The following is an 18,984-nucleotide window of genomic DNA, read 5'->3' on the forward strand; positions in this document are numbered from 1 at the left end:
CCCATGATTCATTCACAATATCATTGGAATATTCGTCGTCCTGATCAGACGATTTCACAGTCTCTTGCTAATCAGTTAGGCATATCTTCATTGATGTCTACCCTTTTGGCGAGTAGAGGCTATACAGAAGAACAACAAGCTCTAGACTTTCTTCATGGAAGTCGGGAAGATATCCATGACCCGTACTTGCTCGCAGGTATGACAGAAGCTGTAGCACGTATTCGTCAAGCTCTGGATCAACATGAGAAAATATGGATCTATGGAGATTACGATGCAGATGGTGTATCCAGTACAACGTTAATGATCTATTTGTTACGTCATTTGAAGGCTGATTTCGATACGTATATTCCTCATCGTTCCAAAGAAGGATACGGTCTACATCAACATGCAATCGATCAAGCTCATGCTCAAGGCGTGACATTGATCATTACAGTAGATACGGGTATTAGTGCAGTAGAACAAATAGCACATGCTTCACAATATGGCATAGATGTGATTGTAACCGATCATCATGAACCGCCTGCTATATTGCCACAAGCCTATGCTCTAGTGAATCCCAAGTTACCTTACTGTCCTTATCCGTTCAAAGGGTTAGCAGGAGTTGGAGTTGCTTTTAAGCTTGCACATGCGCTAATAGGTTCTATGCCTGAACAATGGTTAGAAATCGTCGCTATCGGTACGGTAGCTGATCTAATGCCACTTGAAGGCGAGAACCGTATGATGGTACGTGCAGGTGTAGAAAAAATGAAAAACAGTTCTTTTGTCGGGATCAAAGCTTTAATGGATGTAGCAGGGATTGAACATGAGCAAGTATCAGCTACTCATATTGCTTTTGCCATGGCTCCTCGTATTAATGCGAGTGGACGGATGGAACATGCGATGCGAGCAGTTGAGTTGTTAACAGCTACAGATATCGAACAAGCAAATTATATTTCTCATGAATTGGATCAATTGAACAAATCTCGTCAGGAGCTAGTCAACACGATTACTCAAGAAGCTCATCTAATGGTTGAACAAGGGTATGAAGGACAGATCAAAGCTATTCCAGATGTGATTGTCGTAGCTGGAGAAGGTTGGAATCCGGGTGTAGTGGGTATTGTAGCTTCTAAATTATTAGATCGTTATTACCGTCCGACTATTGTTCTTGGAATCGATCCTGTCACAGGGATGTGCAAAGGATCTGCTCGTTCTATTGATGGATACGATATTTATCAAGCATTACTGGACTGTTCAGACTTAATGGATCATTTTGGAGGACATCCAGCAGCAGCAGGAATGAGTCTGCATCGAGATCAATTGGCTGCTTTTCGTCAAGCTTTGAATGAACGAGCAGCAACGATTTTGACTGAAACCGATTTGGTTCCACAAACGCAGGCTGATTGTGAATGTGAATTAAAAGAATTGTCTTTATCGGCGATTGAGGAATTAGATCAATTGGCTCCATTTGGAATGTCTAATCCATTACCTCGGATTGTGTTACGTGGAGTTACAGTCATTCAAGCCAAAACGATCGGTAAAACAGGTACTCATCTTCGCTTGGTGGTCGAGCAAGGAGATACGATGATCGAAGGTGTGGCTTTTGGCAAAGGAGAACTTGCGAGTCTACTAAAAGAAGGAGATCATATTGATCTGCTTGCCGAAACGAGTATTAATGAATGGCGTGGTAATCGTAAGTCCCAATTGATGGTGCAAGATATTGCTGTTCCGGGTCTACAGATCTGGGATCGACGGAATTGCCAAGCGATGGATAGCGAATTAACTCAGGTTCGGCAACAATTTGGACGTTATATGGCAACTGAACAAGGACAATGGGCGATCTTAAGTGAAGAAGATGAACATTTATCAAAAAGCCAATTGTGTGATGTATCCCTTTGGGGTTATGATAGAAAGGCTGGCATTGTCGCTAGTAATACTATTTCTATGCAATATGGTGCAGAGGCTGTACGCACATTATGTGTATTGTCTTTACCAGCGCATACAGGGCAGTTGGATATGATTTTTGCCCAGTTCACTTCTCTTGAAAATATCATTCTTCTCCATGATAAGCGGCAACAGCAGGAACTTCTGCAAATACCTGATCGAGATCAATTTAAATTGATCTATGGATGGCTTGTCAAAAGCAATCAGCAATTTGTTCGTGAAGATGAGCTTATTCCTTACCTGAGTCAGAAAACATCCAGTTCGATAAGAATGGTACAGCTTATGCTGGAAGTATTCGAGGAACTGGAATTTATTATTCGGGAACAAGGGAAGGTTACAGTCAATACTTCTCCTTCCAAACGTCCTCTGGATAGTTCGAAGCGGTATCAGGAACTTAGCGAGCTGGCTGAAATGGAATATATGTTATGTGAAAGTGATCTGCCGCAGTTAACATCATGGATGATTTCCCGCATGCAAGGCGCGTCATAAAAAGAAGTATAAGGTTGCAGAGGTTTTTATTTTGAGGAGGAGATTTTTTTGGATTTTAAAGATTATATTCGTGTGATTCCTGATTTCCCGCAAGAAGGAATCAGTTTTAAAGATATCACCACTTTGATGCAAAATGGACCTGTTTATCAACAGTCTATCAATGAACTAAAAAAAATGGTAGAGCATTTGCAAATTGATGTGATTGCTGGGCCAGAAGCACGTGGTTTTGTTGTAGGTGCTCCACTTGCTTATGCACTAGGTGTTGCTTTTGTACCTATTCGTAAAGCAGGTAAACTTCCTTACAAAACGATTCAAGCAGATTATGCTCTTGAGTATGGTCAAGATAGCCTAGCTATGCATGCAGATGCAATCACCGAAGGACAAAATGTTCTGATTGCTGATGATCTGCTAGCAACAGGTGGTACTATTGCTACATCGATCCACTTGATTCGTCAATTGGGCGGTAATGTAGTAGGTACAGCATTTATGATCGAGTTACAAGACTTGAATGGTCGTGCTAAATTACCGGACGTTGATGTGTTCACATTGACACAATATCCGTTCTAAAACGGAGCATTTCCCGGGAAATAAAAAGTTGCATATATAAAAAGTGTTGTAATAACGCCCGATTGCCAATAACTATTATTGGTAAATCGGGTTTTTTGGCGTTTTTTGAGCTAAATTGGACTAAAATGAGATTTTTATGAAACCTAAGGGATAGAAGCACGTATAACATTGTAGAAGCATACGGTATGTACAGTTATTTCTGTATAGATTAGTCATGCTATTTTACAGATAAAGGAGGGGGAAGTATGGCTAACATTCGTGAGACGGACTTACCCGGTATTGGCAGGAAATTTTCAGTAGAAACCGATGAGAGTGAGAAAATATCGATCATTGTGCATGAAGATGGGAAGCGCGAGATTTTTCACAATCCACCGGACAGCCCGGAAGACTATGAGTTGGTGGTTACACTTGGAGATGTAGAAGCTCGCCAGATTGCAAGCATTATTGGTGGGATGAGCTATCGACCTAGTGGACTAGAACAAGCGGAATTATCATTGTCTCAATTAAGTATCGAATGGTACAAATTGAAAAGAAATATGGATTGCTTGGGTAAAACGATAGGCGATCTGGCTGTTCGTGAAAGTACAGGTACTGTGATCATAGCGAGTATCGAATCAAGTCGTAAGCAGAAGATTAGTCCAGGACCCGAATATGTACTACAAGAAGGATATACTCTTGTTGTTGCTGGTGAGCGTAGCGGTATTCAGATTCTTAAGCAATTGCTTGAGAGGGGGTCTGGATAATATGGACTATATTGTTTTTGAGATTGGGATTGCTGTTCTGTTAGTCGCTCTAGCAGGATTACTAGCATCCAAACTGAAGTTCTCGGTAGTTCCGTTTTATATTTTAGCGGGAATGGCTGTAGGACCTCATGCACCAGTATTCGGCATTTTGGATTTTCGATTTATTCAAAGTGCTGAATTGATTGAATTTATGGGAAAGATCGGCGTCATTTTCTTACTGTTCTATCTGGGACTCGAATTCTCGGTAGGTCGGTTGGTCAAAGCCGGTAAATCGATAGCGATTGGCGGAACGATCTATATTGGAATTAACTTTACACTGGGATTGCTGTTCGGTTTTGCTACCGGATTTGGCATCAAAGAAACATTGGTGATTGCAGGGATTACAACAATCTCTTCCAGCGCCATTGTAGCTAAAGTGTTAGTTGATCTGAAGCGTACTGCTAATCCAGAAACAGAAATGATCCTCGGGATTATTATGTTTGAAGATGTATTTTTAGCTGTGTATCTATCTGTGCTCTCCGGTCTATTGTTAAGTGGAGCAACTTCAATTGGTGGTATTCTCCTTTCTGCTGCTCTGGCACTTGGATATATGTTATTGATCCTGGTTGTCGGACGCAAAGCTGTACCGCTATTAAATAAAGTACTCAATATTCCTTCAAATGAAATTTTTATGTGTACTGTATTTGCTGCTTTATTTTTAATTGCTGGATTTTCCGAAACGATTCATGTCGCAGAAGCAATCGGCGCTTTATTAGTAGGTCTTGTTCTTGCTGAAACTTCGCATATGCATCGGATCGAAAAAATTATTTTACCTTTCCGCGATTTCTTTGGCGCACTGTTCTTCTTTAGCTTTGGACTGACGATTGATCCATTGTCCTTAGGTGGAAATGCAGTATGGTTGGCGATAGGTGCTGTGATCTTAACGATGATTGGTAACTACTCAGCAGGGATGTTAGCAGGAAAAACGGCTAATTTATCACCTAAATCTTCATCAAATGTAGGACTAACGATTATGTCTCGTGGTGAGTTTTCAATTATTGTAGCCAATCTAGGCGCAGCAGGTGGACTTGCTGCTATCTTACAACCTTTTGCTGCTATCTATGTTTTGATCTTGGCGATTTTAGGCCCATTGATGACGAAAGAATCCAAATGGATTCATAACGGAATCGCACGTATTTTCAGACTCAAAAAATAAGCAAATTATTTTCCTATAACACGTCGAGCGAACAGATGTGAGCGTTACTCAGATACCATATATTCAGTATGGTAAATGACTCGTATTATAAGAAAATGACTTGCTTGGGATGGTCATAACGACCGTATATCTCGAAAAGAAAATACAAAGCAGGCTGTATCTACAAAGAAAAAAGTAATACTATTCAATAAAAAAGACTACCCTTGTACAAGTATTCTGTACGTTAAAGGTAGTCTTTTTATTAATAATTTTTATTTGATTTAGGGGAATAGGAATCAGACAAATAGATCAATAGATCAATCTGGATTTTTGGCAGGCATAGATGGATCATCTTTATCGTTGGATAATCCTGTCACATGTAGTATACGGAAAAATAGACTGAGTAGAATACCGACAATCGTCGCAAGAGCCATCCCTTTTAACTCCACAGAACCGAATTTTAAAGTCGCTCCGCTTAGACCTGTGATCAGTACCATTGTGGTAAGTAGCATATTCTGTGCTTTAGAGTAATCGACTTTTTGTTCGACCAGAATCCGCAGACCTGACGCGGCAATTACTCCGAATAAAAGAAGAGATACACCGCCCATAACAGGTTGAGGAATCGCAGAGATAGCTCCTGTAAATGTACCTGAGAACGAAAGGACGATCGCAAATAAAGCAGCTCCTGCAATCACATAGATAGAATACACTTTTGTTAATGCCATTACACCGATATTTTCACCGTATGTCGTATTGGGTGTGGAACCGACAAAGCCAGACAATATCGTTGAAATACCGTTTCCTAATAGAGAGCGATGAAGCCCAGGATCTTTGGATAAGTTTTTGCCTACAATATTACTTGTTACAAGCAAGTGACCTACGTGTTCAACAATAACGACCAAAGCGACAGGAATAATCGTCAAAATGACAGACCAGTTAAAAGAAGGCGTAACGACCTGTGGCAGTTGAATAAAGCTTGCTTCCTGAATTTTGGTTGTATCGACTAGACCCATTGGAAAAGCAAGTCCATAGCCGACTGCAATACCAATCAGAATATGTATGATTTTGGGGAATCCACGAAAAGTCACAGCACCGAGTAGCGTGACACCAAGCGTGATTAACGATAGCGTAATGACTTTCATATCAGGAGCCCATGTACTTGCATCTGCACCTGAAGGAGCGATAAATCCAGCCATCTGTGCAGCGACAGGAATCAGTTCAAGTCCGATCAGAGCGACAATAGCACCCATCGCTGCTGGAGGGAAGACGATATCTAACCAACCTGTACCTGCATATTTTACAATAAGAGCCACAAGAGCGAAGATAACACCTGTTACAATAAAAGCACCTAACGCAAGTGAGTAACCATTCTCATCAAAACCGTATTTGGTTAATACAAGCGTTACCGGTGCGATAAATGCAAAGCTAGAACCAAGGTACGCAGGAATTTTGCCTCGACAAATCCAGATATAAAGCAGGGTACCTATACCATTCATCAACAAAATCATACCTGGATCGACATGGAACAGATTAGGAACAAGTACTGTACTTCCGAACATAGCAAAAAGATGCTGTAAGCTTAACAGCAATCCTTGAAATAAAGGAAGTTTCTCATTCACTTGAATTTCACGCTGCACGTTATTCACTCCTTCTGATCAAATAGTATTCTCTACATTAACAACAATTGTCTTCTGCAACGATCAAACGCATATCTTTAATAGCTTAATGAGTTTGCATGTTTTTTTCAATAACGTTTTTCAGAAAAGCATGATAATCTTCATAAACCATTCATCCAGAATGGTTGACGCGGATACGTGCAAGAGGCATAATTATAGGAAATCCCCTTTTCGGAACCTGATGCCACACAGATATGGGCAGGTTCCATTTTGATATGTATTTTTGGTAAATACTGAAAACCTAAAAAAAGATGTGAAAACAGGTGATATTCTTTCGTTTCTCAAAAAGGATTCACAATGTTTATTTATAAATAGAAAGGATACGACAACGATTCTATGGGCATAGAGCGATTACTTGAAAAGGCGTCCGCCTACATTAAAGAAAAGGATCTTCACCGCATACGGGAAGCCTATGAGTTTGCTGATCAAGCCCATCACGGCCAGGTGCGGAAGTCAGGAGAACCTTATATTTTGCATCCTTTGGCGGTTGCAGATATTGTTGTTGGTATGGAAATGGATACCATTTCCATTATTGCTGCACTTCTGCATGATGTTGTTGAAGATACCACCGTATCCCTTGATGAAATTCGCACCCGGTTTGGCGATAATTGTGCCATGCTGGTTGATGGTCTAACCAAGTTAGAACGAATTAAATTTCGTTCCAAAGAAGAACAACAAAATGAGAATTATCGCAAAATGTTTATTGCGATGGCGCAAGATATTCGCGTGATTGTGATCAAACTAGCTGACCGTCTGCATAATATGCGGACACTGAAATACCAGTCTGAAGAAAGTCAGCGCCGTATTGCTTATGAAACACTTGAAATTTTCTGTCCTGTAGCTCATCGTCTCGGTATATCGGCGATTAAATGGGAAATGGAAGATATTGCTCTTCGTTATTTGAATCCGCAACAGTATTATCGTATTGCGAATTTGATGCACAAAAAGCGTGCAGAACGTGAACAATATATTGATAATGTGATTGGACGTATCAATGAAAAGCTATCTGAAATGGGCGTAGAAGCTGATCTTTCAGGTAGACCTAAGCATATCTATAGTGTGTATCAAAAAATGACGATGAAAAACAAGCAATTTAATGAAATTTATGACCTATTGGCGATCCGTATTATTGTAGATAATATCAAAGATTGTTATGCCACTTTGGGTATTATTCATACGTTATGGAAACCGATGCCAGGTCGATTCAAAGATTATATTGCCATGCCTAAAACAAATATGTATCAGTCTTTGCATACGACAGTGGTAGGTCCAAATGGCGAACCGACAGAAGTACAGATTCGTACATGGGATATGCACCGCACTGCTGAATTTGGTATCGCGGCTCACTGGGCGTATAAAGAAGGTACAACCGGAACAATCGAAAATAAAGTTCCTTTTTTCAAAGAGATTCTGGAATTGCAGCATGAAGCTAAAGATGCTTCTGAATTTGTAGAATCACTCAAAATGGACTTTTTCTCTGATTTGGTATTTGTTTTCACACCAAAAGGAGAAGTTATTGAATTACCTATCGGATCTGTACCGCTTGATTTTGCTTATCGTATTCATACAGAAGTGGGTAACCGGACGATTGGTGCTAAAGTAAATGGTCGTATTGTACCACTGGATCATCGTTTGAAAACAGGCGATATTATTGAGATTTTGACTTCTAAACATTCCTATGGTCCAAGTCAAGATTGGCTCAAAATTGCTCAATCTTCGCATGCACGTAGTAAAATTAAGCAGTGGTTCAAAAAAGAAAAACGTGAAGAGAATGTAGAAAAAGGTCGTGAAGCTTTAGAACGTGAAATCAAACGTCTAAATCTGGAACCTTCAGTCTGGTTAACAGATGATAAATTAGTCGAAGTCGGTAAAAAGTTTGCTTTTCACGACAGCGAAGATATGTTATCTGCTATTGGATTTGGAGGCATTACAGCGGCTCAAGTCTGTACACGTTTAACCGAAAAATTGCGTAAAGAACAAGAAGAATCGGCGATTATTGAACTGAGTGAACAGGTAAAAGAAGTCAAAACAGCGCCAGAAGAAAAACGCCCACGTCCAACTAATGGCGTAAGCGTCAAAGGAATCGATAATCTATTAGTACGGTTTGCTCGTTGTTGTAATCCTGTACCGGGTGATGATATTGTCGGTTATGTGACACGCGGACGCGGTGTATCGATTCATCGTAGCGATTGTACCAATGTGCCTGATGTGAGTGACAACAGTGAAGCCGCTCGTATTATTGAAGTGGGCTGGGAAAATGCTGTTGAATCTAACTATAGTGTGGATATTGAGATTACAGGACATGATCGTCGTGGACTGCTCAATGAAGTATTGCAGACTGTCGCAGAAAGCAAAACGAATATTTCAGCGGTATCTGGACGTTCCGATAAAAACAAAATGGCTATGATTCATATGACAATTTTGATTCGGAATACAGATCATTTGCAATCGGTAGTCGATAAGATCAAACGTATTCAAGATGTATATACCGTTCATCGGATTATGCAATAATATAAATTAATTGTAATACCAATTGAAAAGAAGCTAATCTCCTTCACCGGAATCGTTAGCTTCTTTTCTTTATAGAAAGGCAGGATTCAGACTTATGAGAGTGGTTGTTCAGCGTTGTAAACAAGCTTCAGTTACCGTAAATGAAGAAATTGTCGGGCAAATTGGCAAAGGATTAATGGTACTAGTGGGAGTTACTCATCAGGATACGGTTGAAGATGCCAAGTATCTTGCAGGTAAAGTAGCAGGAATTCGTATTTTCGAAGATGAGAATGGAAAGATGAATCTAGGTTTACAGGAGATCGGTGGTCAGGTACTGTCAGTATCACAGTTTACCTTGTATGGAGATTGTCGCAAAGGTAAGCGTCCGGGATTCAGCGATGCTGCTCGTCCTGAAGTGGCTACACCTGTATATGAAGCATTTAATAGTGCTTTGCGGGAGTTAGGGCTTGTTGTTGAAACAGGAATCTTCGGCGCAGATATGGATGTGTCTCTGACGAACTGGGGACCTGTCACACTGATTATTGATAGCCCCACTAAAAACAATTAATGGATACACAAACCGTATAGGTGATGAATAAAAGGGCATTCTTTTGTAAAGAAGAATGCTCTTTTTGTTATTTATTTATCAATTAGATGATGGATTGTGGTAGAAGAGCAAAAGAAAAGGGTAATAAGAAAGCGAGAACAATTACAGTATTCTACTGTATAGACAACTAGATAGCATCACGAAAGGAGAACTATTCCCATGAGTAAAGTAGCATTCTTATTAGCAGACCAATTTGAAGATTCCGAAATGCAGGTGCCTTATGACGAGCTGAAAAAAGCGGGTCATGATGTTGATATCATCGGTCTCCAAAAAGGAGAAACGGTGAAAGGTAAAAACGGCAAAGAAGAATACACAATCGAAAAAGCAATCAGTGAAGTTAACGCTGCTGATTATGATGGAGTCGTGATCCCTGGTGGTTCTTCACCGGAAGGTTTACGTTTGGATCAAGATATTCTGAAATTTGTAACGGAAGTGAATACAGCGAAAAAACCAATTGCTGCGATTTGCCATGGTCCACAAATTTTAGCAAGTGCTAATTTGCTTCAAGGACGTACGATTACTTCATTCCCTCCTCTCAAAGACGATATGGTCAATGCAGGAGCAACTTTTGAAGATGGCGAAGCGATTGTAGATGGTAATTTTATTACTTCTCGTACACCTAAAGATGAGCCAGCCTTTGTACGTGAAATTTTAAAAGCATTGTAAGTAGAACGTACCATGAAAAGATTTCTTTTCTTAAAATAGTATATCCGTACCATGTATTTAAAATACAGCAAGGAGGTAATGATAATGACTAAACATATTCAAGCTTATTTTCAAACAGAAGATCAAGCAGAGGGTGCTAGAACAAGTCTGCAAACGTTCAATGTAAAACAACTTGAGGTGGGACGTTTACCTCACCAAATTAGTCAAAGTGGTAAAGTATTAGTACCGCTCGTTCCGATTGCTACAAATACAGGCGGCGCTGTAGGTACAGCAGGGGCTCCATCAGGAGCAGGTCCAGGAGGCATTGTCGCTCCAACAGCTATTATTGAGAATCGTGAAGATCGTGAAGATGTTGATCGCGAAGATTCACCTCGTAGTGATGACGATGCAGCTTACAGTGCAAGCAATGCTACAGACAAAGATTATGATGATCTGAAATATGTATTGTCTGCTTCTGTGATGGAAGCTGATGTAGAACAAGTTGTTCAAGCATTGCGTACAAACAATGCGTTTGTAGAAATTTTAGATTAATATTTATTTTTAAAGTAGATATATAGTTTAAAAGGTGTTACAGGTGAAGATTGTTCATCTGTAGCACCTTTTTTATGGAATGTAATGATCAAAGTTTACCTATTGTAATGAAACTGTAATATAGGAAACATCTTCTCTTAACAATCACCATCTATAATGTACCTATGACCCCCTTTTTAACATACTATGTTGGCCTACAGCCCGTTGCTGTAGGTTATTTTTTTGTCTATAATGATAGAGTCTTTTTGCAAAGGATATTTTTATTAAGTTAAAGTGTTGACTTTAGTGCAGTGGTTCATTACAATCGTTAAATATAACATGATTCTGACTATAAGCTTTGTAGATGACAGTTGGAACGATAGAATATAAGATTATGAGATCAACGTAATCTTTAAATATACGAATTTGTAGACGGGAAAAGTAACTTAGATCGATACAGTATCGATGATCGATAAAGAGAGGAATTCCATGGCTGGAAGAATTCCCTGTATTCCTTTGTGAAAAGACCTCCCCGAGAACATGATGTGAAAGATAGAAAAGTGAGAACGTGTAGCTGTAAATTGATATTTACAGTATAACTAATCCTTTTGGAATCCAAGTAACTTCATGCGTAGTCAGCGGGCGTTAACCGCTAATGAAGCGAGTGCAATGGTTGTATTCTAAATAAAGCGGTTATCGTTTGATTTAGAACGTTGTATTCGAAATGTGGGTGGTACCACGGGTGAATGGAATAATCCAATCCCTCGTCCCTGTTTTTAATAAACAGAGGCGTGGGATTTTTTTGTGTCATTTAGCAAGAGAATAGAGAATGATTTGAATCAAGGAGGAATACGAAATGGCTTTTCAAAAACCGACAGGTACACAAGATTTTTTACCTGGTAAAGTAGAAAAATGGCAATATGTCGAACAACAAGCACGCGATCTATGTAGACGTTACAACTATCGCGAGATACGTACACCATTATTTGAATCGACAGAATTGTTCCAACGTGGTGTAGGAGAAACAACGGATGTTGTACAAAAAGAAATGTACACGTTTGAAGATAAAGGTGGCAGAAGTATGACGCTACGTCCTGAAGGGACAGCTGGTGTTGTACGCGCATATGCTGAAAATAAATTGTATGGCGAGCCTGATGTCAGCAAATTATATTATATGGGTCCTATGTTCCGTTATGAACGTCCGCAAGCAGGACGTTATCGTCAATTCCATCAGTTCGGTATCGAAGCTTTCGGTTCGATTGATCCAGCAATTGATGCAGAAGTGATTGCACTCGGCTTAGAATTTTTTAGAGAATTAGGATTAAAAGGGGTTACTGTTGAAGTGAACTCTGTTGGTACCGCAGAGACAAGAGCGAACTACAATGAGACTTTGCTTGGATTCTTACGTCCTATGCGAGATACGTTGTGCAAAGATTGTCAAAATCGAATGGAACGAAATCCGATGCGTGTCTTGGATTGCAAAATCGATCATGACAAATTCGTCGATGCACCTTCAATTCTAGATAGCTTGGACGAAGAAAGTACCGCTTATTTTGCCAAAGTAAAAGAGTATTTGGAAATTATGGATGTAGCGTATACGATCAATCCTCGTCTTGTACGTGGTCTGGATTATTACGCACATACTGCTTTTGAATATAAAGCTCAAGGTATTGGAGCGATTGATACTGTTGGTGGCGGAGGACGCTATACCAAGTTAGTCTCTGAAGTCGGTGGACCGGATCAACCAGGAATCGGCTTTGGTATTGGGATGGAACGTCTACAATTGTTACTGGAAGATCAAGAAGTCGATATTCCAGCGATTCAGCCACTCGATGTATATTTGCTAGCACTCGGTGAAGCGGCAGAAGTAGAAGTTGTGAAGCAATTATTCAAATTACGTAAATTAGGTTTCTCCGCAGAACGAGATTATCTAGGACGTAAAATGAAAGCTCAGATGAAATCAGCTGATCGCTTTAAAGCACGGTATACAGCAATTCTCGGTGAAGATGAATTACTACGTGGTGAAATTGCTCTAAAACGTATGGATACCGGTGAACAGCAAACTGTCAAAATGGACGAGTTAGCAGATCACTTGAAATAAATATAGTTTTACTTGTGCAACACAAGTTCAGACCATCAACTCAATTTGAAGGAGAATGAATAATTTATGTTAAGGACTCATAACTGTGGACAACTAACAACTGCCAATATTGGCGAAACGATCACTTTGAATGGCTGGGTACAGACTCGTCGTGACTTGGGTGGCGTACTATTTATCGATCTACGTGACCGTACAGGGATTGTACAAGTTGTATTCAACCCTGCATACTCTGGCGATGCTCTACAAATCGCAGATCGTGTTCGTAGTGAATATGTATTAGCTGTTAAAGGCGAAGTGGTATTACGTGAAGATGAGACGATCAACAAAAACTTGCCAACAGGTGAGATTGAAGTACGCATTACTGAAATTGAAGTATTGAATGCAGCCAAAACACCTCCATTCTTTATCGAAGATGGGATCGAAGTCGACGAATCCGTTCGTTTGAAATATCGTTACTTGGACTTGCGTCGTCCTGAAATGCAAAAAACATTGATGTTGCGTTCTAAAGCAGCTAAAATTTTCCGTGATTTCTTAGATGGTGAAGGCTTTATTGATGTAGAAACACCAATTTTGACAAAGAGTTCACCAGAAGGTGCACGTGATTATCTTGTACCTAGCCGTGTCCATGCAGGCGAATTTTTCGCATTGCCACAATCACCACAGATTTACAAACAATTATTGATGGTGAGTGGATTGGAACGTTATTACCAGATCGCTCGTTGTTTCCGTGATGAAGATTTGCGTTCAGACCGTCAACCGGAATTTACACAGGTTGATATTGAGACTTCTTTCTTAACACAGGACAACTTGCTTGATATGATGGAACAATTAATGGTGAAATTATTTAAAGAAACGGTTAATGTAGATATCCCTACTCCATTCCAACGCATTACACATGCTGATGCCATGGATAAATACGGTTCAGATAAACCAGATCTTCGCTTTGGATTAGAATTGGTTAATGTGAGTGATATTGTAGCTGCAAGTGGTGTTAAAGTATTTGCTTCTGTGATTGAAAAAGGCGGAGAAGTGAAGTGCTTAAATGCTAAAGGTTGTGGCACATGGACTCGTAAAGAAATCGATAGCTTAGAGCCATATGCAGCACGTTATGGCGCTAAAGGTCTAGCTTGGATTCAAGTGAAAGAAGGCGAGCTTAAAGGACCTATCGTTAAATTCTTCAATGAGCAAGAATTAGAGCAAATTAAAACAGCTGTAGGCGCAGAAGAGGGCGACTTATTGTTATTCTCTGCGGATACTAAAAAAGTCGTTGCTGACGTATTGGGTGCATTGCGTCTGAAAATCGGAAGCGATCTAGGTCTGATTGATGAGAAAGCATTCAAATTTGTATGGGTGGTAGACTTCCCATTACTTGGTTACGATGAAGATGCGAAACGTTATGTTGCAGAACATCATCCGTTCACACGTCCTCGTGAAGAAGATGTACATTTGTTCGATACAGATCCAGGTCAAATTCGTGCTCAAGCCTACGATATCGTATTGAATGGTTATGAAGTCGGTGGCGGTTCAATGCGTATTTACAAACGTGATGTACAAGAAAAAATGTTCGCAGCATTGGGTCTTCCAGAAGAAGAATCTCGTGATAAATTCGGTTACTTGATGGATGCATTCGAATACGGAACACCTCCACACGGTGGTATTGCATTTGGATTTGACCGTCTAGTGATGTTGCTAGCAGGACGTACAAACTTGCGTGAAACGATCGCATTCCCGAAAACAGCCAATGCTACAGATCTATTGATGAATGCACCATCTGAAGTCGATACTTCTCAACTTCAACAATTGCATATCAAATTGGCTAAAAAACCGGGCGATGACAAAAAACAAGAAAATAAATAAAATCATTTAAAATATTCTGGGCAATGCGATATAAAGATATTTTAAATATGCTTGCTCAGAATACTTTTGTTATATAGCTCTTAGAACGTACAATACATTAGAGCTATTTATATGAAGTTCAGTCTTCCACTCATGAAGAAAGGAGTGAATATTGATGTTAAACCAATTTTCACGTACAGAACTTGCTTTTGGCTCAGAAGGTATGGAAGTGATGAAAAATAGTACTGTTGCTGTGTTAGGTATTGGTGGAGTCGGCGGAATTGCTGTTGAAGCCCTCGCACGTACAGGTATCGGGCGTATTATTTTGATCGACAAAGATACGGTTGATATTACTAACATCAATCGCCAAATTCATGCGCTAACGACTACAGTTGGACAAAAGAAAGCGGATCTAATGGTGGATCGTGTCAAATTGATCAATCCTGAATGTGACGCAATCGCACTAAACATGTTCTATACCGAAGAAACGTACGAAGAATTGTTTAAATATGATCTCGATTATGTAATCGATGCTTCAGACACGATCATTTATAAAATCCATTTGATCAAACAATGCCTAGAACGCAAAATCCCTGTCATTTCGAGTATGGGTGCAGCTAACAAAATGGACCCGAGTCAATTTCAGGTAGCCGATATTTCGCAGACCAAAATGGACCCGATTGCACGTATCGTTCGTACCAAATTACGTCAAGAAGGCATCAAAAAAGGCGTGAAAGTCGTATTTTCTACCGAAAAACCGATGAAACCACGTCAGGATATTACGGACAAAATCGTGCCTGAAAATGCACCGGAAATCCGTAAAGCCAAACAACCACCAGCAAGTAATGCTTTCGTACCCCCTGTAGCAGGACTCATCATGGTCAGCGTCACTGTCCGCGATCTGCTTGAAAAGAATGGCATCGAACTCTAAAATACAATGCTAAGTAAGTTTTCATAAGAAAGAGCATGCTATCTTCCAAAGATACATGCTCTTTTCTTATCATTCTTTTCAAAGATAATCGGTATAAGCTCATAATCATTTACGATGTTGCTATTGCTAACGTAAAATAATCTTCATTCCAACGTAGCGTAAGAAATGGATATGTTCTGAAAGTCGCCTTTGAAGTGGAATCCCGACTGCTATGCAGTCTAATCAAAGGATTCCATTTCACCAGCGACGGCAAGAACAAAGCCTTTTCTGAAGCGAATGATGCCCACAGCGAGCATTTGAAAACAAATCAATCCATAGATTTCCGCCAAAAAGAACTAGTTTTTTCAAAATGCTTGTGGTATATTAAAAATCCTTTGTTAATGGCAAAACTATAAACATAAGCGCAGACTGACCTGAAAATAGTACACATGACACCATATTCGCTTTGCAAAAAGTGATCATGAGAAGTGTACCTTTTTACTGTTACGTCTGCGTTTTGTTTTTTTGCGTGCTTAACAAAGAGATCATAAGTAGATTTCTTAGGAGGTAACTGAAATTGGAGGACAACTTTCAAAGTGCCTATCAAGAAGAGCAAGACAAGTTGCAACAAACGGTTGTTGAGATCGATGAACAACTCGAGCGTTTAAGCCAGATTCCTGTCTATACCGGTCATGATTTTACCGAGCAGATTTTGGAATCAGGTCGTGAACAGCAACGTCAATCTCTTTCGAAAAGCGCACAAGCACCGTATTTTGGTCGACTCGATTTTGCAGAAGGAGAAGAAGGAGCGCGTCAACCGCTGTATATTGGCAAGATTGGCGTAGGTAAGTCTGAAGTGGATGATCAGCCATTAGTGATTGATTGGCGAGCACCGGTTGCCAGTTTGTTTTACTCATTTACAGGCGGAGATGAAGCAGCAGTCTATGAAGCTCCAGAAGGATTCATTCAAGGATTAGTCTATCTGAAACGCAATATTGTGATTCATCAACGGATGTTAGAACGCCTAGCAGATACGTATGATCGTGAAAGTACAGAACCTGCGGTCACTGATGAATTTCTGGTGTATCGTCTGGGCGAAAATAAAGATAATAAATTGCGTGATATTGTATCTACGATTCAAGCCGAGCAAGATCGGATTATCCGTGCCGCTAAAAATACAGCACTGGTGATTCAAGGAGTAGCCGGTAGTGGGAAAACAACCGTTGCTCTGCATCGCTTAGCTTTTTTACTGTATCAATATCAAGAGCAAGTATCTGCCGATAAAATGATTATTTTTGCACCTAACCATATGTTTTTAGACTACATTTCAGAAGTGTTACCTGAACTGGGTGTAGGTGATATTCAGCAAAGTACATTCAGTGACTGGGCGCAACAGATTCTTAAAAGTGATATCCGTCTTGTTCCTCAATCAGAGACGTATGATTACTGGTTTGAAAATACCGATCGTCCAGCTGTAACCGATCATACCCCTTCTCGTTATAAAGGATCGCTTGTATTTATGCAGTTGATTCGTCAGTATATCGAAGTGCTTGAGCAGACAGCAGTTCCTGATATAGACTTTAATCCATGGGACGAAGCGATTTTGCCACAAGCTGAGATATTGGAATGGTTCAATAATGAATACAAACACTATCCACTAGCGAAGCGTAAAGAGCGAGTGATAGCACGTGTTCACCGCTGGGTAGAAATGCAGTTAAAAATAGCGCCTTCCGAAGCTATCCGTAAAGAGCGTAAGAAAAAAGCGGCTCAACGGGAAAAAGCATACTTAAATAAATGGCCGAAATACGAGCCGTTAACATTATATAAACAACTATTTAAAGCAATTAAAAGTAATAGTCTCACTGAAAATCTGCAACCGATCTGGGAACAGATTCCGGCTGATATTATCAAAATTATCTCCAGTGAATTGAAAAAAGATCGTATTCGTGAAGATGATCTGCCAGCGCTGGTATATATCCATACGTTACTTCATGAGATGGAAGCCGAACATCGCTTTGACCATGTGGTGATGGATGAAGCGCAAGACTTTTCGCCTTTCCATGTGTCTTTATTAGATCATTATGTACGGGGTAGTTCATTTACGATACTGGGCGATTTGTCGCAGGGGATTCATGCGTATCGAGGTGTACACCAATGGGAAGAAATAAGCAGTTTATTTGCTTCGGAGCAGACCGATTACTTCCCATTAACTCGAAGTTATCGTTCAACCATGGAAATTATCGAATTTGCAAATATCATTTTGGATAAAGGTGTACAAAATGGTATCACCGCTGTACCTGTATTCCGTAGTGGTGATCCGGTACAGATGATTCCTTGTCTTCCGGATTCACGTGTAGAGAAGATTAAGTCACACTGGCAACAATTGCAAGCTAAAGAGTACCGCACAACTGCTATTCTGACACGTACTCTGCATGAAGCGATAGCGCTACATCAACAACTGACTGAACAAGGGATAGACATCCATTTAATTGATGGAGGCAAAGCTGCTTATCAAGGTGGACATTCGATTCTACCTGTGTATTTGTCTAAAGGGTTAGAATTTGATGCAGTGATCGTTACTGATGTAGATACAGATCATTATCGTAATGATGATTGGGATGCCAAATTATTGTATGTTGGATGTACGCGTGCATTGCACGAATTGTGGATTATGCATGGTCAACAAGTACCTGATTATATTAGTAGATAACAATAATTAAAATGTAGAGTGGAGTAAGGATACTCATTCTATACAATTAAGTCAGAATGCTAAAAAGAGAGTACCGCATACAGTGAATCTGTATATGGACTCTCTTTCTGCTTTTTGTGCAAAATAATGTTAAAATAAAGAGACGGTCTTTCGCCCAATTTAGGATTTGATAACTAAAATAGAGGTATCTTCAAGGGCTTTGAGAGAATGAAATTCATCAGGTTCCATAATCAAAACTTCATGAGGAGAAAGTATGATTTCTTGGTCTGATACGGTAAAAGCTACTTTTCCACTTTTGACCACAATGAACACATGCTTAGGACTTTTGTGAGTAGGAATTTCTTGATTCGCACTTAATTGTAAATGAACAATCTGACGTGCTTCGGTATTGTAGATCGAAGTTAGTTTTTTATCCTGTTGTGGTATTACTGTATCTAATAAAATGGTTTGCATACTATCGTCTCCTTCAAGTGTTTAGCATAAGGCAATTATTAGGGTTGTTGTTAACCTGCTTTTACTATAGAGCGAAATCAGAATCATCTAGGTGATTACAGTCACTACAAATGTGACAGTATAAATGAGTCA

General features: G+C 39.8%; 14 protein-coding genes. 12 read left to right on the forward strand and 2 right to left on the reverse strand.

Going from position 1 to position 18,984, the window contains the following annotated elements:
* Nucleotides 1-3: 3 nt before the first annotated feature.
* The 4 genes from recJ (at nucleotide 4) to PaeCFBP13512_RS11825 (ending at nucleotide 4,914) form a co-directional block, all read left to right on the forward strand.
* Nucleotides 4-2,409 carry a single-stranded-DNA-specific exonuclease RecJ gene (recJ, locus tag PaeCFBP13512_RS11810; RefSeq protein ID WP_137223274.1) on the forward strand — a complete coding sequence of 802 codons (2,406 nt, stop codon included), beginning with the start codon at nucleotides 4-6 and terminating at the stop codon, nucleotides 2,407-2,409.
* A gap of 48 nt (nucleotides 2,410-2,457) precedes the next feature.
* The gene (locus PaeCFBP13512_RS11815) at nucleotides 2,458-2,976 is read left to right on the forward strand and encodes an adenine phosphoribosyltransferase (RefSeq protein WP_069329166.1); all 519 of its coding nucleotides are present in this window, start codon (nucleotides 2,458-2,460) and stop codon (nucleotides 2,974-2,976) included.
* A 245-nt stretch (nucleotides 2,977-3,221) separates the two neighbouring features.
* Complete coding sequence (locus PaeCFBP13512_RS11820) at nucleotides 3,222-3,719, forward strand: cation:proton antiporter regulatory subunit (RefSeq protein WP_069329167.1); 498 nt, start codon at nucleotides 3,222-3,224, stop codon at nucleotides 3,717-3,719.
* A gap of 1 nt (nucleotide 3,720) precedes the next feature.
* Nucleotides 3,721-4,914 carry a cation:proton antiporter gene (locus PaeCFBP13512_RS11825; RefSeq protein ID WP_069329168.1) on the forward strand — a complete coding sequence of 398 codons (1,194 nt, stop codon included), beginning with the start codon at nucleotides 3,721-3,723 and terminating at the stop codon, nucleotides 4,912-4,914.
* A gap of 296 nt (nucleotides 4,915-5,210) precedes the next feature.
* Here the strand turns inward: PaeCFBP13512_RS11825 and uraA are convergent, their stop codons facing one another.
* Nucleotides 5,211-6,530, reverse strand: a complete 1,320-nt coding sequence (gene uraA / locus PaeCFBP13512_RS11830) for a uracil permease (protein ID WP_069329169.1) — start codon at nucleotides 6,528-6,530, stop codon at nucleotides 5,211-5,213.
* Between the two features lie 375 nt (nucleotides 6,531-6,905).
* Between uraA and PaeCFBP13512_RS11835 the strand changes: the two genes are divergently transcribed.
* From PaeCFBP13512_RS11835 to PaeCFBP13512_RS11870, 8 genes are all read left to right on the forward strand, one after another.
* Nucleotides 6,906-9,080 (forward strand): RelA/SpoT family protein, encoded by a 2,175-nt coding sequence (locus PaeCFBP13512_RS11835; protein WP_069329170.1) that lies wholly within the window; start codon nucleotides 6,906-6,908, stop codon nucleotides 9,078-9,080.
* Nucleotides 9,081-9,174: 94 nt separating this feature from the next.
* Nucleotides 9,175-9,627: a D-aminoacyl-tRNA deacylase gene (gene dtd / locus PaeCFBP13512_RS11840; protein WP_137223276.1), complete on the forward strand. Its 453-nt coding sequence runs from the start codon at nucleotides 9,175-9,177 to the stop codon at nucleotides 9,625-9,627.
* 198 nt (nucleotides 9,628-9,825) lie between these two features.
* Complete coding sequence (locus PaeCFBP13512_RS11845) at nucleotides 9,826-10,332, forward strand: type 1 glutamine amidotransferase domain-containing protein (RefSeq protein WP_069329172.1); 507 nt, start codon at nucleotides 9,826-9,828, stop codon at nucleotides 10,330-10,332.
* An 84-nt stretch (nucleotides 10,333-10,416) separates the two neighbouring features.
* Nucleotides 10,417-10,863, forward strand: a complete 447-nt coding sequence (locus tag PaeCFBP13512_RS11850) for a hypothetical protein (protein WP_137223278.1) — start codon at nucleotides 10,417-10,419, stop codon at nucleotides 10,861-10,863.
* Between the two features lie 835 nt (nucleotides 10,864-11,698).
* Complete coding sequence (gene hisS, locus PaeCFBP13512_RS11855; RefSeq protein WP_069329174.1) at nucleotides 11,699-12,943, forward strand: histidine--tRNA ligase; 1,245 nt, start codon at nucleotides 11,699-11,701, stop codon at nucleotides 12,941-12,943.
* A 66-nt stretch (nucleotides 12,944-13,009) separates the two neighbouring features.
* Nucleotides 13,010-14,800, forward strand: a complete 1,791-nt coding sequence (gene aspS, locus PaeCFBP13512_RS11860) for an aspartate--tRNA ligase (protein ID WP_137223280.1) — start codon at nucleotides 13,010-13,012, stop codon at nucleotides 14,798-14,800.
* Nucleotides 14,801-14,954: 154 nt separating this feature from the next.
* Entirely contained in the window at nucleotides 14,955-15,710 is a 756-nt protein-coding gene (locus PaeCFBP13512_RS11865; protein ID WP_069329176.1) for a tRNA threonylcarbamoyladenosine dehydratase, read from the forward strand.
* 556 nt (nucleotides 15,711-16,266) lie between these two features.
* Nucleotides 16,267-18,399 (forward strand): HelD family protein, encoded by a 2,133-nt coding sequence (locus PaeCFBP13512_RS11870; RefSeq protein ID WP_137223282.1) that lies wholly within the window; start codon nucleotides 16,267-16,269, stop codon nucleotides 18,397-18,399.
* Nucleotides 18,400-18,558: 159 nt separating this feature from the next.
* On the opposite strand, the gene PaeCFBP13512_RS11875 is transcribed toward PaeCFBP13512_RS11870, so the two are convergent.
* Nucleotides 18,559-18,852 carry a cupin domain-containing protein gene (locus PaeCFBP13512_RS11875; RefSeq protein WP_083243621.1) on the reverse strand — a complete coding sequence of 98 codons (294 nt, stop codon included), beginning with the start codon at nucleotides 18,850-18,852 and terminating at the stop codon, nucleotides 18,559-18,561.
* Nucleotides 18,853-18,984 lie beyond the last annotated feature (132 nt).

Source organism: Paenibacillus sp. CFBP13512, from assembly GCF_005233705.1.
In the GTDB taxonomy this organism is placed as follows: Bacteria; Bacillota; Bacilli; order Paenibacillales; family Paenibacillaceae; genus Saccharibacillus; species Saccharibacillus nuruki.

Coding starts and splice junctions, on each gene's coding strand:
- recJ (WP_137223274.1), top strand. CDS start 4: ATGATTCATTCACAATATCATTGGAATATTCGTCGTCCTGATCAGACG.
- PaeCFBP13512_RS11820 (WP_069329167.1), top strand. CDS start 3,222: ATGGCTAACATTCGTGAGACGGACTTACCCGGTATTGGCAGGAAATTT.
- PaeCFBP13512_RS11825 (WP_069329168.1), top strand. CDS start 3,721: ATGGACTATATTGTTTTTGAGATTGGGATTGCTGTTCTGTTAGTCGCT.
- PaeCFBP13512_RS11835 (WP_069329170.1), top strand. CDS start 6,906: ATGGGCATAGAGCGATTACTTGAAAAGGCGTCCGCCTACATTAAAGAA.
- dtd (WP_137223276.1), top strand. CDS start 9,175: ATGAGAGTGGTTGTTCAGCGTTGTAAACAAGCTTCAGTTACCGTAAAT.
- PaeCFBP13512_RS11845 (WP_069329172.1), top strand. CDS start 9,826: ATGAGTAAAGTAGCATTCTTATTAGCAGACCAATTTGAAGATTCCGAA.
- PaeCFBP13512_RS11850 (WP_137223278.1), top strand. CDS start 10,417: ATGACTAAACATATTCAAGCTTATTTTCAAACAGAAGATCAAGCAGAG.
- hisS (WP_069329174.1), top strand. CDS start 11,699: ATGGCTTTTCAAAAACCGACAGGTACACAAGATTTTTTACCTGGTAAA.
- aspS (WP_137223280.1), top strand. CDS start 13,010: ATGTTAAGGACTCATAACTGTGGACAACTAACAACTGCCAATATTGGC.
- PaeCFBP13512_RS11865 (WP_069329176.1), top strand. CDS start 14,955: ATGTTAAACCAATTTTCACGTACAGAACTTGCTTTTGGCTCAGAAGGT.
- PaeCFBP13512_RS11875 (WP_083243621.1), bottom strand. CDS start 18,852: ATGCAAACCATTTTATTAGATACAGTAATACCACAACAGGATAAAAAA.